Origin of the sequence: Pseudoduganella guangdongensis (genome assembly GCF_009857475.1) — a bacterium.
Classification (GTDB): domain Bacteria; phylum Pseudomonadota; class Gammaproteobacteria; order Burkholderiales; family Burkholderiaceae_D; genus Rugamonas; species Rugamonas guangdongensis.
In genome coordinates, this window is record NZ_WWCJ01000034.1 from 1 (window position 1) to 23,669 (window position 23,669).

Consider the following 23,669-nt stretch of genomic DNA (forward strand, 5'->3'; position numbering starts at 1 on the left):
CCGCGGCCGCTCCGGCCCCGGCCCCGGCCGCCCCGGCACCAGCCGCCGCGCCGGAAACTGCCGCGCCGGCCGCATCGGCGCCGGCGGAAGCGGCACCGGCCAAGCCAAGCAAGCCAAAACGCACGGTCGTGACGCCACCGCCGGCACCGGCGGAGCCGAGCCTGGTCGACACCATCATGGAAAACCTGCCGCTGGTGGGCGGCGCCCTGGCCGCCTTGCTGGGCGGTGCGGCGCTGCTGGTCATGCGCCGCCGCAAGGCCGCCGAGCAGATGTCGCTGCCGAATGCCGAGAACAGCAATGTGCTGGGCGATCCGGGCACCACCGCGCATTCCCTGTTCGCCGAAACCGGTGGCCAGAGCGTGGACACCAGCAACAGCGTGTTCAATTCGAACTTTGCGCCGTCGGCCAGCCAGCTCGACACCAATGAAGTCGACCCGGTGGCGGAAGCCGACGTCTACATCGCCTACGGCCGCGATGCCCAGGCTGAGGAAATCCTGAAGGAAGCCCTGCGCGTCCATCCGGAGCGCCACCCTGTGCGTTTGAAGCTGCTGGAAATCTACGCCGGCCGCAAGGACGCGCGCGCCTTTGAAGCGCAGGCCGGCGAGCTGTATTCGATGACCAAGGGCCAGGGCGACGAGTGGGCGCAAGCCGCGGCGCTGGGCGCCGGCATCGACCCGGATAATCCGCTGTACGTGAACGCCGCGCAGGCGAAAGCGGCGGCGGGCCTGGGCGCTGCGGCGGCCGGCGCGGCTGCCGCGCCGTTCGTGGCCAGCGAATCGAATGAACTGAACGACTTCGCCGCGATGTTCGCCGAGCCGGCACCGGCTGCCGAGGCGGCCAGCGCCGAAGCGGATGCGGGCGGCCTGGACCTGGACCTGAGCGCGGAAGCGGCGCCGGCGGAAGAGGCCTCGCTGATGGACTTTGACCTGGATCGCGACGCGACCGCGCTGCCATCGCTGGAAGAGGACAAGCCAGCGCCGAAAGTCGCCGACAGCAATGCGCTGGACTTCGACCTGGGCGGCCTGAGCTTCGATGAGCCGGCACCGGCCGTCGCGGTGGAAGAAAGCGCGGCCCCGGCGCCAGCGGCGGAAGAGGTGCAGGACCTGTCCTTCGACCTGGGCCTGGACGCTGAGCCGGCCAAGGTGGAAACGGTGGCAGCCGCTCCGGCGGCCGACCCGATGGCCGATATCGGCATGGACTTCAACCTCGACCTGCCAGGCGGCGACAGCGCGGCGCCGGCGCCTGCCGCGGCTGCGGCACCAGCGGCCGATCCGCTGGCCGAACTGGATATGATGGACTTCTCGCTGCCCGGCGGCGAAACCGCTGCGCCAGCCCCGGTGGCGGAAGAGGCGCCGTTGTCGGCGGAAGACTTCGCGCTGGACCTGCCATCCGAGCCGGAGACGGCAACGGCGGCCGCCGCCCCGGCCGACTTCGACCTGTCCGGCATCGACCTTGACCTCGGCGGCGCCGGCCAGGAAACTGCCGCGCCGAAGAACGAGGAAGAGATGTCCGCCCTGCATATGGAAATGGACACCAAGCTCGATCTGGCCGTGGCCTACCAGGAAATCGGCGACAAGGAAGGCGCACGCGAGCTGCTCGATGAAGTGATCCGCGGCGGCAGCGACGACCAGGTCTCGCGCGCCAGCAGCATGCGCGCACAACTCGGTTAAGCGCCAAATCACCGTATAATGCCCGGTCACAGATCACACTGACCGGGCATTTTTTATTTTGAAACGCATCGCATTAGGAGTCCAGTACAACGGCGCCGACTGGCTTGGCTACCAGGTCCAGCCGCACGGCCAGACCGTGCAGAACAAGCTGGAGCAGGCCATTGAACGCTTCGCCTGCGTCAAGCTGGGCACCACCTGCGCCGGCCGCACCGACGCCGGCGTGCATGCCTTGAACCAGGTGGTGCACTTCGACACCGAACTCGAACGCGCCGAACACGCCTGGGTGCGCGGCATCAACGCCTTCCTGCCCGAATCGATCGGCGTGCGCTGGGCGCGCTACCTGCCGGCGGCGCCGGCGCCGGAGCAGGAGTTCCACGCCCGTTTCAGCGCCCGTTCCCGCACTTACCACTACCTGCTGTACAACCACCAGGTGCGCTCGCCGCTGCTGGCGGGGCGCGCCGGCTTCACTCACTGGCAGCTGGACGTGGAGCGCATGCGCGAAGCGGTCAAGCCGCTGATCGGCACCCACGACTTCACCGCCTTCCGCGCCGCCATGTGCCAGGCCAAGACGCCGGTCAAGGAAATGCACAGCATTGACATCGAGCGCCACGGCGACATGATCCTGTTCACGCTGCGCGCCAACGCCTTCCTGCACCATATGGTGCGCAACCTGGTCGGCTCGCTGGTCTATGTCGGCCAGGGCCGCGAAGACACCGGCTGGCTGGGCGAGCTGCTGGCCGGGAAGGACCGCACCCAGGCGGCGCCGACCTTCATGCCGGACGGCCTGTACCTGTCCAAAATCGAATACGACGAGAAGTGGGGGCTGCCGCAAGAAGAGCCCAGCATCCTGCCTGCTTTCTAAGGAGCCACCCATGCAACGCACCCGCATCAAGATCTGCGGCCTGACCCGCGAAGAAGACGTCCTGGCCGCCGTGCAGGCGGGGGCGGACGCGGTGGGCTTCGTGTTCTACGACAAGAGCCCGCGCTATGTGACGCCGCAGCGCGCGGCCGAGCTGAGTGCCTTGCTGCCACCCTTCGTGACCCCGGTCGGCCTGTTCGTGAACGCGGGCGCGGCCGCCGTGGCGGCGACGGTTGCCGCGGCCCCGCTGTCGCTGCTGCAATTTCACGGCGACGAGTCGGCGCAGGACTGCGCCGCGGCGGCGCAGGCAGCGGGCAGGGCGTTTATGCGGGTGTTCCGCGTCAAACCCGACACAAGCGGCGCCGAGCTGCTAGAATATGAGCGACTTTGCCGCGCATCCAGTGGCTTGTTCTCGGGCCTCCTGCTCGACACCTTCGTGGATGCATATGGCGGCGCAGGAAAGGTTTTCGATTGGTCCCTAATCCCAAAAGATCTCGCGCATCGGGCCGTTTTGAGTGGTGGCTTGAGCGTGCAAAATGTGACTGGCGCAGTGGCCAGCGTTCGCCCTTACGCGGTTGACGTCTCAAGTGGCGTCGAGCGCGCCAAGGGCATCAAAGATGCTCGCCTGATCGCGGAGTTCATTCGCGGCGTGCGGGCAGCCGATGCCACGTTTGAGAAAGATCCGCACCATGAAAACCCCGCTTGACAGCGCGCCTGCGCACCTGTTCCACGCCTCGACTTACCACCTGCCCGACGCCAGCGGCCATTTCGGCCCCTACGGCGGCTCCTTTGTTGCCGAAACCCTGAGCTATGCGCTGGCCGAGCTGCGCGAGGCCTATGCCCGCTACAGCAAGGATGAACTGTTCCTGGAAGAGTTCCGCTATGAGCTCAAGCATTTCGTCGGCCGTCCCTCGCCGGTGTACCACGCCAAGCGCTGGTCGCAGCAACTGGGCGGCGCGCAAATCTACTTCAAGCGCGAAGACCTGAACCACACCGGCGCGCACAAGATCAACAACGTGATCGGCCAGGCGCTGCTGGCCAAGCGCATGGGCAAGCCGCGCATCATCGCCGAAACCGGCGCCGGCCAGCACGGCGTGGCCACCGCCACCATCTGCGCGCGCTTCGGCCTGGAGTGCGTGGTGTACATGGGCAGCGAGGACGTGAAGCGCCAGGCGCAGAACGTGTACCGCATGAAGCTGCTGGGCGCGACCGTGGTGCCGGTGGAGTCGGGCTCCAAGACCCTGAAGGATGCGCTGAATGAAGCCATGCGCGACTGGGTCACCAATATCGAGAACACTTTCTACATCATCGGCACGGTGGCGGGTCCGCACCCGTATCCGATGATGGTGCGCGACTTCCAGTCGGTGATCGGCGAGGAGTGCCTGCAGCAGATGCCGGAGATGACGGGGCGCCAGCCGGACTATGTGGTGGCCTGCATCGGCGGCGGTTCCAACGCGATGGGTATTTTCTATCCTTACATCGACCAGGGCGCGACGGCGCTGGTGGGGGTGGAGGCGGCCGGGGAGGGGCTCGATACGGGTAAGCATGCCGCCTCGCTGACGGCCGGTTATCCGGGCGTATTGCACGGCAACCGCACCTACCTGCTGCAGGACGACGGCGGGCAGATCATCGAGACCCATTCGGTGTCGGCCGGCCTGGATTATCCGGGCGTGGGGCCGGAACACTCCTACCTGAAGGATTCGGGGCGCGCGCAGTATGTGTCGATTACCGATGACGAGGCGCTGCAGGCGTTCCACGACTGCTGCCATATCGAGGGGATTATCCCGGCGCTGGAGTCGTCGCACGCGCTGGCCTATGCGGCCAAGCTGGCGGCCACGCTGCCGAAGGATAAAATCATCCTGGCCAACCTGTCGGGCCGTGGCGACAAGGATATGCACACCGTCGCCCTGCGCGCCGGCCTGCAGTTCTGAGGAGGGCACGCAAGATGACCCGTATCGCAGCAACCTTCGCCGCGCTGAAAGCGCAAAACAAGAAAGCCCTGGTCACCTTCATCACCGCCGGCGACCCGGAACCCGGCCGCACGGTGGAACTGATGCACGCCCTGGTGGAAGGCGGCGCCGACATCCTCGAACTCGGCGTGCCCTTCTCCGACCCGATGGCCGAAGGCCCCGTCATCCAGCGCGCCTGCGAGCGCGCCCTGGCCCAGGGCGTCGGCATCCGCCACTGTTTCGACTTCGTGCGCGAATTCCGCAAGAGCAACAGCAGCACCCCCGTCATCCTGATGGGCTACGCCAACCCGATCGAGCGCCTGGGCGTGGACGCCTACATCGACGCCAGCACTGCCGCCGGTGCCGACGGCGCCATCATCGTCGACTACCCGCCGGAAGAGTGCGAGGCCTTCGCCGCCAAGATGCGGGCGGCCGGCCAGGACCTGATCTTCCTGCTGGCCCCCACCTCGACCGAGCAGCGCGTGCAGCAGGTGGCGCGGGTCGGCAGCGGCTTCACTTACTATGTGTCGCTGAAAGGCGTGACCGGGGCCGGCCACATCGACACCGAGGACGTGGCGCGCCGCCTGGACATGATCCGCAAGCATGTCCAGCTGCCGCTGGGCGTCGGTTTCGGCATCCGCGACGCGGAAACGGCGCGCGCCGTGGCCAGCGTGGCCGATGCCGTGGTGATCGGCAGCCGCATCATCCAGGAAATCGAAGCGGCGGGTCCGGAAAATGCCGCAAAATCAGTACGATCGTTCGTTTCCAGCATCCGCCAGGCACTGGACGAAAAGCGTTGATCTGAAAGCAATTTACTGCCTGTTTTGTTCGACAGGACAGGCAGAAACGGCTACACTTCCGGCCTAAGTTAGTGCAAGAGGAGAAAATATGAGCTGGTTGGAAAAATTGCTGCCCCCGCGCATCCAGCGCTCGGAAGCTGCCGCTCGCAAGACAATGCCTGAAGGCCTGTGGGTCAAGTGCCCATCCTGCGAGGCTGTGCTGTACCGTACCGACCTTGAGTCGAACCTGCATGTCTGCCCGAAATGCGACCACCATATGCGCATCCGCGCGCGCGAGCGCCTGGATGGCCTGCTGGACGCCGGCGGCCGTTATGAAATCGGCCAGGAAACCCTGCCGGTCGACACGCTGAAATTCAAAGACAGCAAAAAATACCCGGACCGCCTGAAACAGGCGATGGAAGCCACCGGCGAAACCGATGCCCTGATCGCAATGGGCGGCTCGATCATGAGCCTGCCGGTGGTGGTGGCCTGCTTCGAATTCGAATTCATGGGCGGCTCGATGGGCTCCGTGGTCGGCGAGCGATTCGCCCGCGCGGCCCAGGTGGCGCTGGAACAGAAGGTGCCGTTCATTTGCATTACCGCCACCGGCGGTGCGCGCATGCAGGAAGGCCTGCTGTCGCTGATGCAGATGGCGAAAACCACCGCCATGCTGACCAAGCTGGCCGAGAAGAAGCTGCCGTTCATCTCGGTGCTGACCGACCCGACCATGGGCGGCGTGTCGGCTTCGTTCGCCTTCATGGGCGACGTGGTGATGGCCGAGCCGAAGGCGCTGATCGGCTTTGCCGGTCCGCGCGTGATTGAAAACACCGTGCGTGAAAAGCTGCCGGAAGGCTTCCAGCGTTCCGAGTTCCTGCTGACCAAGGGCGCGATCGACATGATCGTGGACCGCCGCCAGATGCGCGAAGAAATCGCGCGCCTGCTGGCCCTGATGCAGAACCAGGCCGTCGAAGTGCTGGCCTGAACTTAAGTTTTACGTTTCACCTGGCGCGCGCAGCCTCCTGCGCTGCGCGCCCAAAAATCCCTCCCTGGCGATCATGTCCCAACTCCCGAATACCCTCCCAGAATGGCTTGCGCTGATCGAGTCGCGCCATGCCGAAACCGTCATCAATATGGGCCTGGACCGCGTGCGCGCCGTCAAGGAACGCATGGCGCTGGCCTTCAAATGCCCGGTCATCATGGTGGCGGGCACCAACGGCAAGGGTTCGACCTGCGCCATGCTGGAATCGATCCTGCTGCAAGGCGGCTACCGCGTCGGCCTGTACATCAAGCCGCACTTCCTGCACTTCAATGAGCGGGCGCGCCTGAACGGCGACATGGCGAGCGACGAGCAGCTGGTGGCCAGTTTCAATGTCGTGGAGCAGGCGCGCGGCGATATCTCGCTGACGTACTTCGAGTTCACCACGCTGGCGATCATGCACCTGATGTCGCAGGCCACCCTGGACGTGGTGATCCTGGAAGTGGGCCTGGGCGGCCGCCTGGACGCCGTGAATGTGATCGATGCCGACGTGTCGATCGTGACCAGCGTCGATATCGACCACGTCGATTACCTGGGCGGCACGCGCGAGCAGATCGGCTTTGAGAAGGCCGGTATTTTCCGCACCGGCAAGGTGGCGATCTGCAGCGACCCGGTGCCGCCGCAGGCGCTGATCGACCACGCCACGGAAATCGGCGCCGACTTGTGGCTGATGGGGCGCGACTTCAACTACGCGGGCGACAAGCAGCAGTGGAATTATGGCGGCCGTTCGCAGCGCCGCAATTCGCTGGCGTATCCCGGCCTGCGCGGCGCCAACCAGCTGCTGAACGCCTGCGCGGCGCTGGCTGCGCTGGAGGCGCTGAAAATGGAATTGCCGGTCGGCGCGCAGGAAGTGCGCACCGGCCTGGTGATGGTGGAGCTGCCGGGCCGCTTCCAGGTGCTGCCGGGCCGCCCGAGCGTGATTTACGACGTGGCGCACAACCCGCACGCCGCCGCCGCGCTGGCGCAGAATGTCGGCAATATGGGCTTTGCGCCGTACACCTACGCGGTGTTCGGTTCCATGCACGATAAGGATATCGACGGCGTGCTCAAGGCCATGGCGCCGTGCGTCGACCATTGGTGCCTGAGCAACCTGCCGTCGCCGCGCGCGGCCACGGCGTCCGAGCTGGCCGCCAAGGTGCAGGCGGCCGAGCCGCAAATGGGTGAGAAAACCGTCAATATTTTCGATGATCCAGGCCAGGCATTCGCAAATGCGATGAGCCGGGCGGGCGAGAATGATAGAATTGTGGTCTTTGGATCATTCCTGACCGTCGCTGGTGTCATGGCGGCGAAAAAATCCTCACTCCACTGAGCACTCGACCGAGAATAGTACGCATGGGCTTGTTATCGAAATTTGGCAAAGACAAGCAAGATGCCGCTGGTGAAGACAGCGGCTACTACCGCGCTCAGGACGACCGTTCCCTGAGCGACAAAGCCCGTTCCAAACGCGCCTCGAACGCCGGCGCCGGCGCCGATGCCGCGCCGCGCCGCGGCGGCCGCAAGGACGCTGCCGACCCCGTACTGCCGGAGAAGAAGCGCGCGCGCCGGCGCCTGGTGGGCGCCATTGCGCTGGCGCTGGGCGTGGCCATCGGCCTGCCGATGCTGCTCGATTCGGAACCGAAATCCTCGGTGGCCGATATCGCCATCAATATGCCGTCCAAGGACAAGCCGGGCGAGCCGCTGAACGGCGGCCCGGCCACCGCGCCGGCGCCCGTTCCCGCACCCGCCGTTGCGCAGCAAGCCGCGCCTGCGGTGGCCGTGCCTGCCGCCGCCGCGCCGGTCGCTGCCCCGGCCTCGCGCGCCGTAGCGCCGGTCGCCACCGGCGCCGCGCTGGACAAGGGCGAAGAAATTGTGCACGTGCCGGCCAAGCCGGTCGTCGCCGAACCGGCCAAGCCGCCAAAAGCGGCCGAGCCGAAAGTCGCCAAGCCCGAGCCCAAGCACACCGAGCCCAAGCCCGAGCCCAAGAAGGACGCCAAGCCGGACACCAAGCCCGCCCACGCCGACGATGCGCGCGCCATGGCTATCCTGGAAGGCAAGCCTGCCGATGCCGCGCCGGCCACCAAATACGTGATCAAGGTGGGCGCCTTCGCCGCCAAAGACAAGGTGGACGAGCTGCAGCGCAAGCTGGGCGAAGCCGGCATCAAGTCCTATGCGCAGAAGGTGAGCACCGCCAACGGCGAGCTAACCAGCGTACGCGTCGGCCCCTTCCCGAACAAGGAAGAAGCCGAAAAGGTCAAAGCCAAGCTGGGTAAGCTGGGCCTGAACGGCAGCCTTACCCCGGCCTGACAAGAAGAGTTGAGGCTGTGCTGACGTGACGATTTTCGACTACCTCGTGATATTCGTGCTGATCGCATCCATCGTCATCAGCACCATGCGCGGCCTGGTCAAGGAGATCCTCTCGCTGGCCGGCTGGATCGTCGCCTTCGTGGTCGCCAACGCCTACAGCGCCGCGCTGGCCGGCATGCTGCCGGACGCCATTCCCGGCGTGGTGGTGCGCCTGATCGTGGCCTTCATTGCCCTGTTTATCGGTGTGCGCATCCTCATGGCCCTGCTGGCCATGGCGATCGACGCGCTGGTCACTGCCGGCGGCCTGTCGCTGGCCGACCGCGGCCTGGGAGGCTTGTTTGGCCTCGGCCGGGGGATTGTGATCGTGCTGGCCGGCGTCATATTGTGCGGGATGACTTCCATCCCCAAGCAGGATTTCTGGCAGAACGCGCTGTTGAGCCCCATGGCGGAATCCGGCGTGCGCACCGTGAAACCCTTCCTGCCCGACGCGCTGGCGCGGCATGTCCATTTTTAGCATTCTTTAAATCCCGCAGTACCAAGTTTAGGAGCACACCATGTGTGGCATCGTCGGCGTCGTATCCCACCAACCAGTCAACCAGATGCTGTATGACGCGCTGCTGCTGTTGCAGCATCGCGGCCAGGACGCAGCAGGCATCGCAACCAACCAAAGCAACACGTTCTCCATGCACAAGGCCAATGGCCTGGTGCGCGACGTGTTCCGCACCCGTAACATGCGTTCGCTGAACGGCACCTCCGGCATCGGCCACTGCCGCTACCCGACCGCCGGTTCGTCGAGCGAGGAGGAAGCGCAGCCGTTCTACGTGAACGCGCCGTTCGGCATCACCCTGGCGCACAACGGCAACCTGACCAACTGGCAGCAGCTCAAAGACGAGATGTTCAAGAACGATCGTCGCCACATCAACACCGATTCCGATTCGGAAGTGCTGCTGAACGTGCTGGCGCACGAAATCCAGAAGGCGTCGACCGACGTCACCCTGACCCCGGCCAACATCTTCCAGGCCGTGACGGTGCTGATCAAGCGCGTGCGCGGCGGCTACGCGGCGGTGGCGCAGATTGCCGGCAGCGGCATGCTGGCCTTCCGCGACCCGTTCGGCATCCGCCCGCTGTGCCTGGGCATCAATGAAACCCCGGACGGCGTGGAGTACATGGTGGCGTCCGAGTCCGTGGCGCTGGAAGGCATGGGCTTCCGCTTCGTGCGCGACGTGCTGCCGGGCGAAGCGATCTTCATCGACATGGACAACCAGCTGCACGCGCAAGTGTGCGCCGACAATCCAAAGCTGAACCCGTGCGTGTTCGAATACGTCTACCTGGCGCGTCCGGATTCGGTGATCGACGGCGCCTCGGTCTACAACACCCGCCTGAAAATGGGCGAATACCTGGCCGACAAGATCAAGCGCGAAGGCCTGGCCGAGGGCATCGACGTGGTGATGCCGATCCCTGATTCCTCGCGCCCCGCCGCGATCCAGCTGGCGATGCGCCTGGGCGTGGATTACCGCGAAGGCTTCATCAAGAACCGCTACATCGGCCGCACCTTCATCATGCCGGGCCAGGCGATGCGCAAGAAGTCCGTGCGCCAGAAGCTGAACGCCATCGGCGACGAGTTCAAGGACAAGGTCGTGCTGCTGGTGGACGACTCCATCGTGCGCGGCACCACCTCGCGCGAGATCGTGCAGATGGCGCGCGAAGCCGGCGCCAAGAAAGTGATCTTCGCCTCCGCCGCGCCGCCGGTGCTGTACCCGAACGTGTACGGCATCGACATGCCGACGCGCGACGAGCTGATCGCCCACGGCCGCACGCTGCAGGAAATCTGCAACGAGATCACCGCCGACGCGCTGGTGTACCAGGACCTGGAAGACCTGAAGAAATCCATCGCCGACGTGAACCCGGCGCTGACCGAATTTGAAGCGTCCTGCTTCGACGGCAAGTACATCACCGGCGATGTGTCGGCCGAATACCTGGACCGCATCGAGCAGGCGCGCCACAATCCGAAGAAGGCCAAGGTCGCGGAAGACGCGGCGCGCACGCAGCTGAACCTGAACACCGCCAACACGGAATCCTGATGAAGAACTACGGCTTCACGACCACCATCCTGCACAACGACCGCCAGAAGGGCATCGAACACGGCTCGCTGCACAAGCCGATCCACACCTCGGTGACCTTCGGCTACGCCGATGCGCGCCAGCTGGCATCGGTGTTCCAGGGCAAGGAGCCGGGCTTCCGCTACGGCCGCCAGGGCAATCCGACCGTTGCCGCGCTGGAGGACAAGGTCAGCAAGATGGAGCAGGGCCTCGGCACCATCTGTTTCGCCACCGGCATGGGCGCCATCGGCGCCGTGTTCCAGGCGCTGCTGCGGGCCGGCGACCATGTCGTGTCGTCGTCCTTCCTGTTCGGGAATACCAATTCGCTGTGGCAGACCGTGGCCGGGCAGGGCGTGGGCGTGGACTTTGTCGACGCCACCGACGTCGCCAACGTGGCGGCGGCACTCAAGCCGGAAACGCGCATGGTGTTCGTTGAAACCATCGCCAATCCGCGCACCCAGATCGCGGACCTGAAGCGCATCGGCCAACTGTGCGCCGAGCGCGGCATCCTGTACATCGTGGACAACACCATGACTTCGCCCTACCTGTTCCGGCCGAAGGAGGTGGGCGCGGGCCTGGTGGTGAATGCGCTGACCAAGTCGATCGGCGGCCATGGCAACGCGCTGGGCGGCGCGCTGACCGATACCGGCGCCTACGACTGGACCAAATTCCCGAATATCTTCGAGAACTACAAGAAGAACGCGCCCGCGCAATGGGGCCTGGTGCAGATCCGCGCCAAGGCGCTGCGCGATTTCGGCGCCTCGCTCGGGCCGGAAGCGGCGCACCATATCGCAGTCGGCGCTGAAACGCTGGCGTTGCGCATGGACCGCACCAGCGCCAACGCGCGCGCGCTGGCCGAGATGCTGGAAGCGGACGAGCGCGTGGCCGCCGTCTACTACCCGGGCCTGAAATCGCACCCGCAGCACGGCCTCGCGGCCGAGTTGTTCAAGGACTTCGGCTCCTTGCTGAGTTTTGAGCTGAAGGACGGCATCGACTGCTTCGACTACCTGAACAAGCTGAAGCTGGCGATCCCGACCTCCAACCTGGGCGACACGCGCACCCTGGTGATCCCGGTCTCGCACACCATCTTCTACGAGATGGGCCCCGAGCGCCGCGCCTCAATGGGTATCGCCGACTCCCTGATCCGGGTTTCGGTCGGCATCGAGGACACGGCCGACCTGATCGCCGACTTCCGCAACGCCCTCGACTGATCCTTCCGCCGGCCGGTAATAAGCCAGCGGCAGCAAGTCGATCACCACATGCAGCACGATCGCCAGGGCCAGGTGGCCGCTGGCGATCGCCACCAAGCCCAGCAAGCCCCCCACGATACCCGAGCGCAGCACACCGGCCAGCCCTTGATAAGCGTGCACCAGGCCGAAGGCCAGCGTGCTGAGCAGCCAGGCCCCGCCCAGGCCCAGACCCAGGCCCGTTCCGGGCTGCCCGAAGTAGGCCAGCATGAAGCCGCGATACACCAGCTCTTCGCACACGCCGGCCGAAATCGCCACCACGATCCACCAGCGCCGCTCGCGCCGTCCGGCCGGCAGCATGAATTTCAGGGGCTGCGCGGCCAGCGCGTATTGCTGCCGCACCTCCTCGTCCGTGAGGCTGCGCAAGGCCTGCGCCGTCAGCATCCCGACCAGCAGCAGCGCGCCGCCCTGCACCAGCCAGCTCGCGGTTGCGCTGCCGGTCAGCCATTCCATGCCGCCCAGGCGCCCTGGCGCATCGAATAGCGTGGCCGGCGCCGCCAGCCAGGCCGAGACTGCAGCCAGCGCCCATAGCAGCACGATCACTTCGCGATAGTGCCCAAGGCGGGCCGCACTGGTGCTATTGGCTTTCAGGCGGCGCCACCTGGGGACTTCGAGCAGCGGCAGCATGATGCAAAGGGCGACGATAAATGCGGCTTGCAGCGATGGCATGTTGGACTCCAAATGTAAATGCGAATCTACTTTCACATATTTCCGGCGGGCTGTCTGTACTTCAAGCCGTGGAAAAGACTTTGCCATCGGCGCGCTGGCAGCGCAGCCGCGACACGGAAGAGCGTTTGCTCAACGCCGCATTGGCTTTGCTGGAGGAGGGCGGGCTGGACGCCGCGCTGATGCCGCGCATCGCCGACAAGTCGGCCCTGCTGCGGGCCGCCTTCCTGGCGATCACCATCGAGAGCTTTGCGTTGGACCAGGATTCGCTGCGGCATACCGGCGAACCGCCATGACCGATCATGAGATGGCGGCGCTGGCGGCGCACACCGCTTCAGTAAGGCATGCCGACAATGGCGCGGGCGTTGAGGCTGGCCTGGCCCTGGGTGGCCGTGCGCAGTTCCCCATCCATCGCCAGGCCGGCAATGGTGCCGCCGCCATTCACGCCTTCCTTGAAGGGGGCGGAACGCGCCTCGCGTTCGAGGCGCAGGCCGGATTCCGCGCTGCCGTACAGTTTGAGCATCAGTGCCAGGTGCGCATCAGGCCGACGGCCAGGCCTTCCAGCGCGAAGTCGTCTTCCGGGGTGACGGTGATGATCTTGAAGTCCGGATTTTCCGGCAGCAGTTCGATGGTGCTGCCGGTCTTGCGGTAGGTCTTGACCGTGACATCGTTGCCGATGCGGGCCACCACCACCTGGCCGTTGCGGGCGGTATCGGTTTTCTTCACGGCCAGCAGGTCGCCGTCCATGATGCCGATGTCGCGCATCGATTCGCCGCGCACCTTCAGTAGGAAGTCCGGTTTGGCGGAGAACATCTTGGGGTCGACGTTGTAGGTGGTTTCCAGGTTTTCCTGGGCCAGGATGGGCGAACCAGCGGCGACGCGGCCGATCAGGGGCAGGGCGACCAGCATGCCGGCCGGGATGGCGGGCATGTCGTCGAATTCGACCTTGGCGCGCGGGGCGGCGCGCAGCGCGCCGCTGCTGGCGGCGGCCGGGCCGATGCCGGTGGCGGTGCCGCCGAAGTTGCCGGTCAGGCGGATCCCGCGCGAGGTGCCGGCGGTGATTTCAATCGCGCCTTTGCGCTGCAGGGCTTTCAGGTGCTCCTCGGCGGCGTTGGCCGATTTGAAGCCCAGCTCGGTCGCGATTTCGGCGCGGGTCGGAGGGAAGCCGGTGTTTTCGATCGCATCCTTGATCAGGTTGAGGATCTGTTCTTGTCGGGCGGTGAGCTTGATCATGGTGCTATGGTGGGCTGTGGATATAGACAGTCTGTATTTTTGTACAGTGTGAAACGAATTGCAAGCAAATTTGTTGCATCCGTAGAAAATTTTCGGCTTAATATCGATTCGACAACCATTGGAGGGCAGGATGGGACGGTTAGCTTTCTTGCTGGCGGCGGGGATTTGCTTGTTCGGTGCCTTGATCCATGTTGCGGCGCCCTGGCTGGGACCGGAATGGTATGCCTTCCTGCAGGCGCCGCCGAAAATCGTGGCCTCGGCCCGCGCGGGCGGCCTGCTGGCGCCGGCGGGCGCGCTGGTGATCGGCGCGCTGATGCTGGTGTGCGCGCTGTACGCGCTGGCCGGCGCAGGCCTCTTGCGCTGGCTGCCGTTCGCCCAGATGGTGCAGGGCACCGTGGCCGCTGTGTGCTTGCTGCGGGGCTTGCTGGTGTTGCCGTATCTGTACAAGTTTCCGGATCGCCTGCTGACCTTCGATGTGGTCGCATCGGTGGTCTGGTTGGCGGCGGGGCTTGGGTTCCTGGTCGGTATATTGCGATCAGCACACGGTCCGGCGCTTGCCGTTGCCGCGGGCGCCACGGATGTTCAGGCCCGCAGCGCGTAGCGCTTCGGCGGCTGATTCCGCATCGAGCAAGGCGATGGCCAGTCGCTCCAGCTGTGCCGGGCCGGCGCGTTCCAGCGCGCGTAGCGTCTCCTTGCCGGGTTGGCCAAACTTTACCTGGAGCTGAAGTTTCAAGGTCTGGGCCTGCCCTTGCGCCAACCCTTTGCTCAGGCCCACCGCTTCACCCTTGGCCAGGCCAACGGCTTTACCCTCGGCCAGGCCAACGGCTTTACCCTCGGCCAGGCCAACGGCTTTACCCTCGGCCAGGCCAACGGCTTTCCCTTTTGCGATGCCCAAGGCTTCGCCTTTCGGAAAGCCTTGCTTCAGGCCTTGCTGGATAAAGTGCTCGGCGACGATGTAGTTGAGGCTGTTTTTGTCCTGTTTTTTGTGCTCTTCAAGAAATTTTTCGACATCCATGGTGAATCTCCTTTGCCAGAATGGCGTCAGTGGCAGTAGCCAGTCTATGACCTCCTGGATTTCGGTAAGTTCCCTTAACTTCCCGCGCAAGCGATAGAGCGGGAGCATCAAGCCCAGCTTGGCGGTGTAACGCATTGCCGGTTTGCGGCGGGTGGCGAGGGCGGTCAAATGCGCGGCCAGGGCGATGGCAACCGGGTCGAGTGAAGGGCGCAGCGCGCTGAGCTCCGCGCGAAAGTCCAGCAGCTTCGCGCTATGGAATTCGAGTGCCATGCCGTAATGATCATTGCTGGCATGCGGGCGCCAGGTGGGGCTGGTGTCGCCGAGGATAGCAAGGCTGATAACGGGCAGGCCGAAGCGGTCGTGCAGGCGGCCATGGTATTGCGCCATGCGGTCGGGGAAGCTGGCTTGCCTGGTACATTGGACTTCCACATGCAGGCATGCCAAGCCACCACCGCGCAGCGTAACGATAGCGACAAAATCCGGTTCGCGTTCGCCGCACACGCTGTCAGCCGTCCTGGGCGGCAGGCACTTGTCAGGAAGGTCATATTGCTGGCCCCAGTCGATCAGGCGGTGGATGGCGGGGAACAGGCGTGCCAGCACCTGGGGCAGGTTGCGGCGTAGCAGGCAGGTCCAGGCGCGGTCAGGATGGTCCATGGCCCAGCATGCCAGCAGGCCGGGCGGGGCGGTTTGCGCGGCGTCAGTAAACCTTGAGCTGGCGGCCAAAACCTGCTATATTTGCGGGCTTACCTCTTCCCACACCCGTCTTGACGCCGGGGTGGGCTATATTCACAGTCCTTAAGGGAGTTATTAATGCGTCACTACGAAATCGTATTTATCGTCCACCCGGACCAAAGCGAGCAAGTGCCCGCGATGATCGAACGTTACAAAGCCAGCGTGACCTCGCGCGGCGGTAACGTCCACCGTGTTGAAGATTGGGGCCGCCGTCAAATGGCTTACTCGATCCAGAAACTGGCCAAGGCACACTACATCTGCCTGAACATCGAATGCGACAACGAGACCCTGGTTGAGCTGGAAACCGCATTCAAATTCAATGATGCCGTGCTGCGTCACCTGACCGTCAAGATGAAGAAAGCGGAAACCGCTCCTTCGCCGATGATGAAGTCGGTCCAGCGTGAAGACGCGGCCAAGAGCCATCGCGCCGAAGCCCCAGCAGCGCCTGCAGCGGCCTAATTCCTGAACAGGAGACGGTCTGTACAACCAGCTCCGGGTTACCGCCCTGATCGCCGAACGGGATGACATTCGTTACACCCCGGCCGGCCTGCCGATTGTGAATGCAAGCTTGCAGCACAGTTCGCAGCAGACAGAGGCAGGAATTGCCCGACTGACCGAGTTTGACGTTCCCGCGGTTGCCGCCGGCGAGCTGTCGAAACGATTCAGTCAGGCGCCCCTGGGAGGCTTGTACGAATTCACCGGTTTCCTGGCCAAGAAGAACCGCAATAGCAGAACCCTGGTGTTTCACATCATTGATTTTCGTGCTGTTTAAACAGCGCAATTTTTAAATACAGGAGCCAAAAATGGCATTCGGTAAAAAGTTCGACAAAAACAAGCTCAAGCTGAAAGAAAAGCGCAAGCAACAAAACCCACTGTTCAAGCGCAAGAAGTTCTGCCGCTTCACCGCCGCTAACGTTGAGCAGGTGGACTACAAAGACGTAGACACCCTGAAAGATTTCGTCCAGGAAAACGGCAAGATCATGCCAGCCCGCCTGACCGGTACCAAGGCGCACTACCAGCGCCAAGTTGACACCGCGATCAAGCGCGCCCGCTACCTGGCCCTGCTGCCATACACCGATCTGCACCACGCTTAATCAGCGGCTCAGATCTAAGTACCTGGAGAAAACTATGCAAATCATCCTGCTGGAAAAAGTAATCAACGTCGGCAACCTGGGCGACGTGGTTAAAGTGAAAGACGGCTACGCCCGTAACTTCCTGATCCCTCAGAAACTGGCACGCCGCGCTACCGCTGCTGCTGTTGCTGAATTCGAAGCCAAGCGCGCCGAACTGGAAAAGGCTGCTGCCGCCAAGCTGGCCGCTGCCCAAGCCCAAGGCGAGAAGCTGAACGGCATGACCGTGACCGTATCGCAGAAAGCCGGCGTTGACGGCCGTCTGTTCGGTTCCGTCACCAACTTCGACATCGCTGAAGCCCTGTCGAAAGCTGGTTTCGCTGTCGAGAAATCGGCTGTGCGCCTGCCAACCGGTCCTCTGAAGACCACCGGCGAGTTCCCAGTTGCCGTGTCCCTGCACACCGACGTGGTGGTGGAAGTGACCGTGGCTGTGATCGGCGAAGCTGCTTAATCAGCGTCGTAAATTCAGCAAAAAAGCCGGGTTCTCCCGGCTTTTTTTATTTCCAGAGATTATTCCGACCTTGCCGAAGCAGGTATAATGCGCGCCATGAACGCCGCACCCCAGTCCGACCCACAAGTCGATTCCCTCCGCATTCCGCCGCACTCGATCGAGGCAGAGCAATCTGTTATCGGTGGCTTGTTGCGCGATAACGCGGCGTGGGACCGTATTGCGGACTTTATGCGGGCCGAAGATTTCTACCGCTACGACCACCGCATCATTTTCGAGCAGATGGTACGCCTGATTAACTCGGGCAAGCCGGCCGACGTGGTGACCGTGTCGGAAGCGCTGAACATGCTGGGCAAGGCGGAAGAGGTGGGCGGCATGGCCTACCTGAACGCCATGGCGCAGAATACCCCGTCCGCCGCGAATATCCGCCGCTACGCGGAAATCGTGCGTGACCGCGGCGTGCTGCGCAAGCTGATCACCGTGGCCGATGAAGTGTCGGGCAATGCCTTCAACCCGCAGGGCAAGGAAGTCAAGCAGATCCTGGACGAGGCCGAGGCGAAGATCTTCGCCATCGCCGAAGCCGGCGCCCGCGGCGCGCAAGGTTGGCTGCCGGTGCAGCCGCTGCTGACCCAGGTGGTGGAACGGATCGACGAGCTGTATTCGCGCGAATCGGGCTCGGAAATCACCGGCGTGCCGACCGGCTGGACCGACCTGGACAAGATGACCTCCGGCCTGCAGCCGGGCGATATGGTGGTGGTGGCCGGCCGTCCTTCCATGGGTAAGACCGCGTTCTCCATGAACATCGCCGAAAACGTGGCGGTGGAAGCCGGCCTGCCGGTCGCCGTGTTCTCGATGGAGATGGGCGGCGTGCAGCTGGCCATGCGTATGCTGGGTTCCGTCGGCCTGCTGGACCAGCACCGCCTGCGGACCGGTAAACTGATTGACGAGGATTGGCCGCGCCTGACGCACGCCATCCAGAAAATGAACGATGCCCAGGTCTATATCGACGAGACCCCGGCCCTGAACCCGATCGAAATGCGCGCCCGTGCGCGCCGCCTGGCGCGCCAATGCGGCAAATTGGGCCTGATCGTGGTCGACTACCTGCAGCTGATGCAGGGCAGCCAGCCGGGCGATAACCGCTCGGCCGAGATTTCCGAAATCTCGCGCTCGCTCAAGGGCCTGGCGAAAGAGCTGCATTGCCCCGTCATTGCACTATCCCAGCTGAACCGCTCGCTGGAGCAACGCCCCAACAAACGTCCCGTCATGTCCGACCTGCGCGAATCCGGCGCGATCGAACAGGATGCGGACGTGATCATTTTCCTCTATCGCGACGAAGTCTATAACCCCGACTCGCCGGATAAAGGCACCGCCGAGATCATTATCGGCAAGCAGCGTAACGGTCCAATCGGGGCGATCCGCCTGACCTGGATCGGTGCGTACACCAAGTTTGGCAACTACACCGGTAACCTGTCGATCTACCAAGGCGACTGATTACCAGGCTGGCCACGCTGGGTGGCCTTGCTGCAGTATCTACGAATCAACCAACGGAGAAGAAAAATGTTTGGACGCTTGATGCCCACCGAGGGCAAATTCTTTGACATGTTTAACCAGCACGCCGAACTGTGCGTGAAGGGCGCCAAAGAAATGCTGGGCCTGATGGCCAATTTCGATGACCTGGAAAACCGTGTCCACGCCATCGAAAGCATTGAAAAGCAGGCTGACAAGATCACCTACACCGCGGTCGACCTGCTGCACAAGACCTTCATCACCCCGCTGGACCGCGACGACATCCACAAGCTGATCACCCGCATGGACGACATCCTGGACCTGATGGAAGATGCGGCCCAGACCGTGTCGCTGTACGACCTGCACTCCGTGACCCCGGAAGCCAAGCGCCTGGCCGAACTGGTGCTGGCCTGCTGCGAAAAGGTCAAGGAAGCGGTGGCCCTGCTGTCGAACATGGACAACGCTGCCAAGATCGTCGGCATCTGCGAAGAGATCGACCGCCTGGAATCGGACGCCGACCATGTGATGCGCGCCGCCATGTCCAAACTGTTCCGCGACGAACCGGACGTGCGCAACCTGATCAAGATGAAGGCCATTTACGAAATCCTGGAAACCGTCACCGACCGCTGCGAAGATGTTGCCAACATCATCGAAGGCATCATCGTCGAAAACGCATAACTAAAAAAAGACTCTCATGAGCCATATCGAAATTAGCATCTATGCGCTGGTCGCACTGGTCGGCCTCGCACTGATATTCGACTTCATGAACGGCTTCCACGATGCCGCGAATGCGATCGCCACGGTGGTGTCCACCGGCGTGCTGAAACCGCAGACCGCCGTAGCCATGGCCGCCTTCTTCAACTTCATCGCGATCTTCGTGGTCGGCCTGAAGGTGGCGACCACCATCGGCAAGGGGACGATCGAACCCTCGGTGATTGACCATTACGTGATCTTTGGCGCGCTGGTCGGCGCCATCGTCTGGAACGTGATCACCTGGTACTACGGCATTCCGTCCTCGTCCTCGCACGCCCTGATCGGCGGCCTGGTGGGCGCCGCAGTGGCCAAAGCCGGCACCGGCGCGCTGATCTCCGGCGGCCTGCTGAAGACCGTGGTCTTCATCGTGGTGGCACCGTTGCTGGGCTTTGTGCTTGGCTCGCTGATCATGCTGCTCGTGGCCTGGGTGTGCGTCAAATCGACGCCGCGCAAGGTCGATACCTGGTTCCGCCGCCTGCAGCTGGTCTCGGCGGCTGGCTACTCGCTGGGCCACGGCGGCAATGATGCGCAGAAGACCATGGGTATCATCTGGATGCTGCTGATCGCGACCGGCCACGTGGCGGCGGATGCGAAAGCACCGCCTGACTGGGTCATCATCTCCTGCTACGGCGCGATCGCCTTCGGCACGCTGTTCGGCGGCTGGCGTATCGTCAAGACCATGGGCCAGAAGATCACCAAGCTGAAGCCGGTGGGCGGCTTCTGCGCCGAAACCGGCGGTGCGATCACCTTGCTGATGGCGTCCTTCTGGGGCGTGCCGGTGTCGACCACCCACACCATTACCGGCGCGATCGTCGGCGTGGGCTCGTCGCAGAAGATGTCGGCCGTGCGTTGGGGTGTGGCGGGCAATATTGTGTGGGCTTGGATTTTCACCATTCCTGCTTCCGCCTTCGTGGCGGCGGTGGCATGGTGGGTGGGCAAGCACATCATGTAATGTAAAGCGGGATGGCGGGAACCGGTTTCCCCGGTTCCCGTTTTTTTTCGTGGCGATATTCTCATAAATGGGATATATTCCCGTTTATGGGAAATTCATTCGAAGAACGCCTGCTGCGCCGCCTGGCAACGCTGCGCGAGGCACGCGCCCTGTCGCTGGAGGAGCTGGCGGCGCAAAGCGGCATCAGCCGCGCCACCTTGTCGCGCCTGGAGCGCGGCGAAACCAGCCCGACGGCGGACATGCTGGGCAAACTGTGCGCCGTCTACGGCATGCCCATGTCGCGCCTGATCGCCGAAGTCGAGCAGGCCCCGGTACAGCTGATCCGGCGCGCCGAGCAGGCCGAATGGCAGGACCCCGCCACCGGTTTCGTGCGGCGCATGGTATCGCCGCCGGCGCGCGGCTTGGCGGCGGAACTGGTCGAAGGGCGCCTGCCGCCCGGGGCGATCATCGACTACCCCCAGCCGCCGGTGCGCGGCCTGGAGCAGCACATCTGGATGCTGTCCGGCGTCCTCGATTACACGGTGGACGGCGCCACGCACCGCCTGCAGGCGGGCGATTGCCTGCGCTTCCATTTGTACGGCGCCACGCGCTTTGCCTGCCCCGGCCCGGAGCCGGCCCACTACCTGATCACGATATGCGAATCATAGAAGAACTGGACGCCGCCGGCCTGCGGGCGCACGCCGGCGAGCTGGCCGAGGTGCTGCGCGACTGCGTGCGGCACGGCGCCAGCGTCGGTTTCGAGCTGCCGTTCCCGCACGAGGCGGCGCTGGCTTTCTGGCACGGCCTGGAGGGCGCCGTGGCGCGCGGCGAACGGCGCCTGTTTGTGGCGCGCGTCGCCGGCGGCGCGCTGGACGGGCGCATTGCCGGCACGCTGGCGCTGCTGCCCGCGGGCATGCCGAACGGCCGCCACCGCGCCGAGCTGTCCAAGCTGCTGGTGCATTCGGCCGCGCGGCGCCAGGGCCTGGCGCGCGCGCTGCTGCTGCACGCCGAGGCGGCGGCGCTGGCCATGGGGCGCAGCCTGCTGGTGCTCGACACCTGCAGCGGCGAGCCGGCCGAGCGCATGTACCTGGGCCTGGGCTACCTGCGCTGCGGCGAGATCCCGCAATTTGCCACCATGCCGGACGGGCGGCTGGGCGCCACCACCTTCATGTACAAGCTGCTGCCGCGCGTCACGGCGGCCGACCCCGGCGCGCCCGAGGCGCAGGTCCTGCTGGCGGAGCTGGACGGCGCGTTGCAGGCCATCTGCGGCGACAGCGGACGCACCTCCTTCAGCGCGGACGATGCGCGCGGCGCGGGCGGGCGTTTCGCGCTGGCGCGCGACGCGCATGGCCTGCTCCTGGGCTGCGGCGCGCTGCGGCCGCTCGGGCCGGCCGAAGAGCGCACGGCGGAAATCAAGCGCATGTACGCGCGGCCCGGCAGCCAAGGCGCCGGCAGCGCGCTGCTGGCCTGGCTGGAAGACGAGGCGCGCCGGATCGGCTACCGCGCGCTGCGCCTGGAGACGCGCCTGGTGAACGCGCGCGCGGTGCGTTTTTACCAGGCGCACGGCTACCGCCGCATCGGGAATTTCGGCCGCTACGCCGGCAATCCGGCGGCGGCCTGTTTCGAGAAGCTGCTTTAGAGCGGGTCGTGGCAGCAGACCCCGAGCTTGTTGCCGTCCGGGTCGCGGAAGTAGGCGCCGTAGTAATGGGCGTGGTATTGCGGGCGCAGGCCCGGCGCGCCTTCGCAGCGTCCGCCGTTGGCCAGGGCTGCCGCGTGGGCGGCGTCGACCGCCGCGCGCGAGGGCGCCAGCAGGGCGGTCATCTGGCCATTGCCGGCGCTGGCGGGGGCGCCGTCGAACGGGTGGCCGATGATGAACAGCGGCCGCCCGCCGCCCGCCGCCTGCCACGCGGCCCAGGGCTTGCCCTCGTCGCAGAAGCGCTGCGCGTGGCCCAGGGCCGCCATCACGGCGGCATGGAAGCGGTAGGCCGGCCCAAACGCGCCGACGCCCAGGAAGACGTGCGAAATCACAGTGCGGCCCGTACGGCTTTGACGTCGGTCAGGCCGGCCAGGATTTTACCGATGCCGTCCATCTTCAGTGTCTGCATGCCTTCGGCCAGCGCCGCATTGCGCAGCTGCGGCGCGCTGGCGCGCTCGCGCACCAGCTGGCGCGTGCGTTCGCCCGGCACCAGCAGTTCGTGCAGGCCGATGCGACCCTTATAGCCCTTGCTGCACTCCTTGCAGCCCACCGGGCGGTACAAGGTGAAGTGGCCGCGCGCGTCGCCGTAGCGTTCGCGCCAGGCGCCGACGATGCGCTGCTGCTCGGCGCGCGCGCCGCTGGTCGATGCGGCGCGGTAGGCATCGGTCTTCTGCAATTCCTCAATGTACTCCGCCAGCATCAGCTGCAGTTCCGCCTCGCCCGGCTGGTAGGCCAGTTTGCAATGCTCGCACAGGCGCTTGGCCAGGCGCACTGCCAGCACGCCGAGCAGCGCGTCGGCCAGGGCGAAGCGCTCGCTGCCCATTTCATGCAGGCGGCTGATGGTGTCGGTGGTGCTGCCGGTGTGCAGGGTGCCCAGCACCATGCGCCCGCTCAGCGCCGCCTCGAGCGCCAGGGCGGCGCTGTCGCTGTCGCGCATGTCGCCGATCGCCACCAGGTCGGGATCGGCGCGCAGCACCGCGCGCAGGGCGGCGACGAAATCCATGCCGGCCTCGCGCTGCACGGCCACCTGGCGCGCGCCGGGCTGCAGGATTTCCACCGGTTCTTCAATGGTCCAGACCTTGGCGTCGGGACGCTCCAGTTGCAGCAGCAGGGAGTGCAGGGCGGTGGTGCGCCCGGAACCGGCCGGGCCGCACAGCAGGAACAGGCCGTGCGTGGTGTCGATGGCGGCGCGCAGGCGATCCTGCACGGCGGCCTGCATGCCGAGCCGCTCCAGCGGCATCGGCGCCCCGCTGCTGAGCAGGTGCAGCACCACGTCCTCCATACCGCCGGTGGACGGGATGAAGGTGGCGCGCAGCTCCACATCGAGCTGGCTGAATTCGCGGAACAGCAGCTTGCCTTCGACCGGGTGGCTGGCAGCCGCGCCGGGCAGGCCGCACATGGCTTTCAGGCGCGCCACCAGGGCCGGGTGGCTGTCCAGCGCCACTTCCGCATACGGTTGCAGGGCGCCGTCGCGGCGCAGGCGCAGCACGCTGATGCCGCGCGCCGTGTGCGGTTCGATGTGGATGTCCGAGGCGTCCAGGCGGCAGGCCTCGGTGATGATCTTCTCTGCCAGGGCGGCCGCTGCGGCGTCGGCCGCGCCGTTGGCGCCGTGGGCGGCGGCGCGCGGCGCGGCCGGC

General features: G+C 65.0%; 28 protein-coding genes. 22 read left to right on the plus strand and 6 right to left on the minus strand.

All coding sequences use genetic code 11. The features are described 5' to 3' along the window. The 11 genes from GTP41_RS26185 to GTP41_RS26235 form a co-directional block, all read left to right on the plus strand. A partial coding sequence (locus tag GTP41_RS26185) for a motility hub landmark protein FimV (protein WP_308700886.1) occupies nt 1-1,670 on the plus strand: 1,670 nt, incomplete at its 5' end. A 58-nt stretch (nt 1,671-1,728) separates the two neighbouring features. Further along, nucleotides 1,729-2,532 (plus strand): tRNA pseudouridine(38-40) synthase TruA, encoded by an 804-nt coding sequence (gene truA, locus GTP41_RS26190; protein WP_161028538.1) that lies wholly within the window; start codon nt 1,729-1,731, stop codon nt 2,530-2,532. A 10-nt stretch (nt 2,533-2,542) separates the two neighbouring features. Next, nucleotides 2,543-3,235 (plus strand): phosphoribosylanthranilate isomerase, encoded by a 693-nt coding sequence (locus GTP41_RS26195; protein WP_161028539.1) that lies wholly within the window; start codon nt 2,543-2,545, stop codon nt 3,233-3,235. After that, on the plus strand, nt 3,219-4,460 hold the full coding sequence (gene trpB / locus GTP41_RS26200; protein WP_161028540.1) for a tryptophan synthase subunit beta: 1,242 nt from the start codon (nt 3,219-3,221) through the stop codon (nt 4,458-4,460). Before GTP41_RS26195 ends, trpB begins: the two co-directional genes overlap by 17 nt. A 14-nt stretch (nt 4,461-4,474) precedes the next feature. Continuing rightward, nucleotides 4,475-5,278, plus strand: a complete 804-nt coding sequence (gene trpA / locus GTP41_RS26205) for a tryptophan synthase subunit alpha (protein WP_161028541.1) — start codon at nt 4,475-4,477, stop codon at nt 5,276-5,278. An 88-nt stretch (nt 5,279-5,366) separates the two neighbouring features. Next, entirely contained in the window at nt 5,367-6,239 is an 873-nt protein-coding gene (gene accD, locus GTP41_RS26210) for an acetyl-CoA carboxylase, carboxyltransferase subunit beta (protein WP_161028542.1), read from the plus strand. A gap of 73 nt (nt 6,240-6,312) precedes the next feature. Further along, entirely contained in the window at nt 6,313-7,602 is a 1,290-nt protein-coding gene (folC, locus tag GTP41_RS26215; RefSeq protein ID WP_161028543.1) for a bifunctional tetrahydrofolate synthase/dihydrofolate synthase, read from the plus strand. A gap of 23 nt (nt 7,603-7,625) precedes the next feature. Continuing rightward, nucleotides 7,626-8,576: an SPOR domain-containing protein gene (locus GTP41_RS26220; RefSeq protein ID WP_161028544.1), complete on the plus strand. Its 951-nt coding sequence runs from the start codon at nt 7,626-7,628 to the stop codon at nt 8,574-8,576. A gap of 25 nt (nt 8,577-8,601) precedes the next feature. Beyond that, on the plus strand, nt 8,602-9,090 hold the full coding sequence (locus tag GTP41_RS26225; protein ID WP_161028545.1) for a CvpA family protein: 489 nt from the start codon (nt 8,602-8,604) through the stop codon (nt 9,088-9,090). Between the two features lie 40 nt (nt 9,091-9,130). Continuing rightward, nucleotides 9,131-10,657: an amidophosphoribosyltransferase gene (purF, locus tag GTP41_RS26230; RefSeq protein ID WP_161028546.1), complete on the plus strand. Its 1,527-nt coding sequence runs from the start codon at nt 9,131-9,133 to the stop codon at nt 10,655-10,657. Continuing rightward, entirely contained in the window at nt 10,657-11,886 is a 1,230-nt protein-coding gene (locus GTP41_RS26235) for a cystathionine gamma-synthase family protein (RefSeq protein WP_161028547.1), read from the plus strand. Before purF ends, GTP41_RS26235 begins: the two co-directional genes overlap by 1 nt. On the opposite strand, the gene GTP41_RS26240 is transcribed toward GTP41_RS26235, so the two are convergent. Then, entirely contained in the window at nt 11,794-12,591 is a 798-nt protein-coding gene (locus tag GTP41_RS26240) for a CPBP family intramembrane glutamic endopeptidase (RefSeq protein WP_161028548.1), read from the minus strand. The two genes, GTP41_RS26235 and GTP41_RS26240, sit on opposite strands and share 93 nt — an antisense overlap. Nucleotides 12,592-12,659: 68 nt before the next feature. On the opposite strand from GTP41_RS26240, the gene GTP41_RS26245 reads away from it, so the two are divergent. Further along, nucleotides 12,660-12,884, plus strand: coding sequence for a hypothetical protein (locus tag GTP41_RS26245; RefSeq protein WP_161028549.1), 225 nt, complete (start codon nt 12,660-12,662; stop codon nt 12,882-12,884). A gap of 38 nt (nt 12,885-12,922) precedes the next feature. On the opposite strand, the gene GTP41_RS26250 is transcribed toward GTP41_RS26245, so the two are convergent. Together GTP41_RS26250 and lexA are read right to left on the minus strand one after the other, a co-directional pair. Continuing rightward, on the minus strand, nt 12,923-13,111 hold the full coding sequence (locus GTP41_RS26250) for a hypothetical protein (RefSeq protein WP_161028550.1): 189 nt from the start codon (nt 13,109-13,111) through the stop codon (nt 12,923-12,925). After that, complete coding sequence (lexA, locus tag GTP41_RS26255; protein WP_161028551.1) at nt 13,111-13,821, minus strand: transcriptional repressor LexA; 711 nt, start codon at nt 13,819-13,821, stop codon at nt 13,111-13,113. The genes GTP41_RS26250 and lexA overlap by 1 nt, the downstream gene beginning before the upstream one ends. 130 nt (nt 13,822-13,951) lie before the next feature. On the opposite strand from lexA, the gene GTP41_RS26260 reads away from it, so the two are divergent. Continuing rightward, nucleotides 13,952-14,422, plus strand: a complete 471-nt coding sequence (locus GTP41_RS26260; protein WP_161028552.1) for a hypothetical protein — start codon at nt 13,952-13,954, stop codon at nt 14,420-14,422. Here GTP41_RS26260 and GTP41_RS26265 read toward each other — a convergent pair. Further along, nucleotides 14,357-15,436: an RpnC/YadD family protein gene (locus GTP41_RS26265; protein ID WP_161028553.1), complete on the minus strand. Its 1,080-nt coding sequence runs from the start codon at nt 15,434-15,436 to the stop codon at nt 14,357-14,359. The two genes, GTP41_RS26260 and GTP41_RS26265, sit on opposite strands and share 66 nt — an antisense overlap. 210 nt (nt 15,437-15,646) lie before the next feature. On the opposite strand from GTP41_RS26265, the gene rpsF reads away from it, so the two are divergent. The 9 genes from rpsF (at nt 15,647) to GTP41_RS27875 (ending at nt 21,975) form a co-directional block, all read left to right on the plus strand. Continuing rightward, nucleotides 15,647-16,027, plus strand: coding sequence for a 30S ribosomal protein S6 (rpsF, locus tag GTP41_RS26270; RefSeq protein ID WP_028104933.1), 381 nt, complete (start codon nt 15,647-15,649; stop codon nt 16,025-16,027). 19 nt (nt 16,028-16,046) lie between these two features. Further along, the gene (gene priB, locus GTP41_RS26275; protein ID WP_161028562.1) at nt 16,047-16,340 is read left to right on the plus strand and encodes a primosomal replication protein N; all 294 of its coding nucleotides are present in this window, start codon (nt 16,047-16,049) and stop codon (nt 16,338-16,340) included. 31 nt (nt 16,341-16,371) lie between these two features. Beyond that, on the plus strand, nt 16,372-16,662 hold the full coding sequence (gene rpsR / locus GTP41_RS26280) for a 30S ribosomal protein S18 (protein WP_008450941.1): 291 nt from the start codon (nt 16,372-16,374) through the stop codon (nt 16,660-16,662). A 34-nt stretch (nt 16,663-16,696) separates the two neighbouring features. Beyond that, the gene (gene rplI / locus GTP41_RS26285; RefSeq protein ID WP_161028554.1) at nt 16,697-17,149 is read left to right on the plus strand and encodes a 50S ribosomal protein L9; all 453 of its coding nucleotides are present in this window, start codon (nt 16,697-16,699) and stop codon (nt 17,147-17,149) included. A gap of 96 nt (nt 17,150-17,245) precedes the next feature. Continuing rightward, the gene (locus GTP41_RS26290) at nt 17,246-18,637 is read left to right on the plus strand and encodes a replicative DNA helicase (protein ID WP_161028555.1); all 1,392 of its coding nucleotides are present in this window, start codon (nt 17,246-17,248) and stop codon (nt 18,635-18,637) included. Nucleotides 18,638-18,703: 66 nt separating this feature from the next. Continuing rightward, nucleotides 18,704-19,330, plus strand: coding sequence for a DUF47 domain-containing protein (locus tag GTP41_RS26295; RefSeq protein WP_161028556.1), 627 nt, complete (start codon nt 18,704-18,706; stop codon nt 19,328-19,330). A gap of 16 nt (nt 19,331-19,346) precedes the next feature. Then, nucleotides 19,347-20,357: an inorganic phosphate transporter gene (locus GTP41_RS26300; RefSeq protein ID WP_161028557.1), complete on the plus strand. Its 1,011-nt coding sequence runs from the start codon at nt 19,347-19,349 to the stop codon at nt 20,355-20,357. Between the two features lie 86 nt (nt 20,358-20,443). Continuing rightward, entirely contained in the window at nt 20,444-21,004 is a 561-nt protein-coding gene (locus tag GTP41_RS26305; RefSeq protein ID WP_161028558.1) for a helix-turn-helix domain-containing protein, read from the plus strand. Beyond that, nucleotides 20,992-21,975 (plus strand): GNAT family N-acetyltransferase, encoded by a 984-nt coding sequence (locus GTP41_RS27875; protein ID WP_161028559.1) that lies wholly within the window; start codon nt 20,992-20,994, stop codon nt 21,973-21,975. The genes GTP41_RS26305 and GTP41_RS27875 overlap by 13 nt, the downstream gene beginning before the upstream one ends. Here the strand turns inward: GTP41_RS27875 and GTP41_RS26315 are convergent. Next, nucleotides 21,972-22,364, minus strand: coding sequence for a VOC family protein (locus GTP41_RS26315; RefSeq protein WP_161028560.1), 393 nt, complete (start codon nt 22,362-22,364; stop codon nt 21,972-21,974). The two genes, GTP41_RS27875 and GTP41_RS26315, sit on opposite strands and share 4 nt — an antisense overlap. Next, nucleotides 22,361-23,669 (minus strand): GspE/PulE family protein (locus GTP41_RS26320; protein WP_161028561.1); only part of this gene is annotated, 1,309 nt, incomplete at its 5' end. The genes GTP41_RS26320 and GTP41_RS26315, both read right to left, overlap by 4 nt.

Coding starts and splice junctions, on each gene's coding strand:
- trpB (WP_161028540.1), top strand. CDS start 3,219: ATGAAAACCCCGCTTGACAGCGCGCCTGCGCACCTGTTCCACGCCTCG.
- rpsR (WP_008450941.1), top strand. CDS start 16,372: ATGGCATTCGGTAAAAAGTTCGACAAAAACAAGCTCAAGCTGAAAGAA.
- trpA (WP_161028541.1), top strand. CDS start 4,475: ATGACCCGTATCGCAGCAACCTTCGCCGCGCTGAAAGCGCAAAACAAG.
- accD (WP_161028542.1), top strand. CDS start 5,367: ATGAGCTGGTTGGAAAAATTGCTGCCCCCGCGCATCCAGCGCTCGGAA.
- GTP41_RS26220 (WP_161028544.1), top strand. CDS start 7,626: ATGGGCTTGTTATCGAAATTTGGCAAAGACAAGCAAGATGCCGCTGGT.
- GTP41_RS26195 (WP_161028539.1), top strand. CDS start 2,543: ATGCAACGCACCCGCATCAAGATCTGCGGCCTGACCCGCGAAGAAGAC.
- GTP41_RS26290 (WP_161028555.1), top strand. CDS start 17,246: ATGAACGCCGCACCCCAGTCCGACCCACAAGTCGATTCCCTCCGCATT.
- GTP41_RS26305 (WP_161028558.1), top strand. CDS start 20,444: ATGGGAAATTCATTCGAAGAACGCCTGCTGCGCCGCCTGGCAACGCTG.
- GTP41_RS26240 (WP_161028548.1), bottom strand. CDS start 12,591: ATGCCATCGCTGCAAGCCGCATTTATCGTCGCCCTTTGCATCATGCTG.
- GTP41_RS26260 (WP_161028552.1), top strand. CDS start 13,952: ATGGGACGGTTAGCTTTCTTGCTGGCGGCGGGGATTTGCTTGTTCGGT.
- rplI (WP_161028554.1), top strand. CDS start 16,697: ATGCAAATCATCCTGCTGGAAAAAGTAATCAACGTCGGCAACCTGGGC.
- GTP41_RS27875 (WP_161028559.1), top strand. CDS start 20,992: ATGCGAATCATAGAAGAACTGGACGCCGCCGGCCTGCGGGCGCACGCC.
- GTP41_RS26250 (WP_161028550.1), bottom strand. CDS start 13,111: ATGCTCAAACTGTACGGCAGCGCGGAATCCGGCCTGCGCCTCGAACGC.
- lexA (WP_161028551.1), bottom strand. CDS start 13,821: ATGATCAAGCTCACCGCCCGACAAGAACAGATCCTCAACCTGATCAAG.
- folC (WP_161028543.1), top strand. CDS start 6,313: ATGTCCCAACTCCCGAATACCCTCCCAGAATGGCTTGCGCTGATCGAG.
- GTP41_RS26235 (WP_161028547.1), top strand. CDS start 10,657: ATGAAGAACTACGGCTTCACGACCACCATCCTGCACAACGACCGCCAG.
- GTP41_RS26295 (WP_161028556.1), top strand. CDS start 18,704: ATGTTTGGACGCTTGATGCCCACCGAGGGCAAATTCTTTGACATGTTT.
- purF (WP_161028546.1), top strand. CDS start 9,131: ATGTGTGGCATCGTCGGCGTCGTATCCCACCAACCAGTCAACCAGATG.
- GTP41_RS26300 (WP_161028557.1), top strand. CDS start 19,347: ATGAGCCATATCGAAATTAGCATCTATGCGCTGGTCGCACTGGTCGGC.
- rpsF (WP_028104933.1), top strand. CDS start 15,647: ATGCGTCACTACGAAATCGTATTTATCGTCCACCCGGACCAAAGCGAG.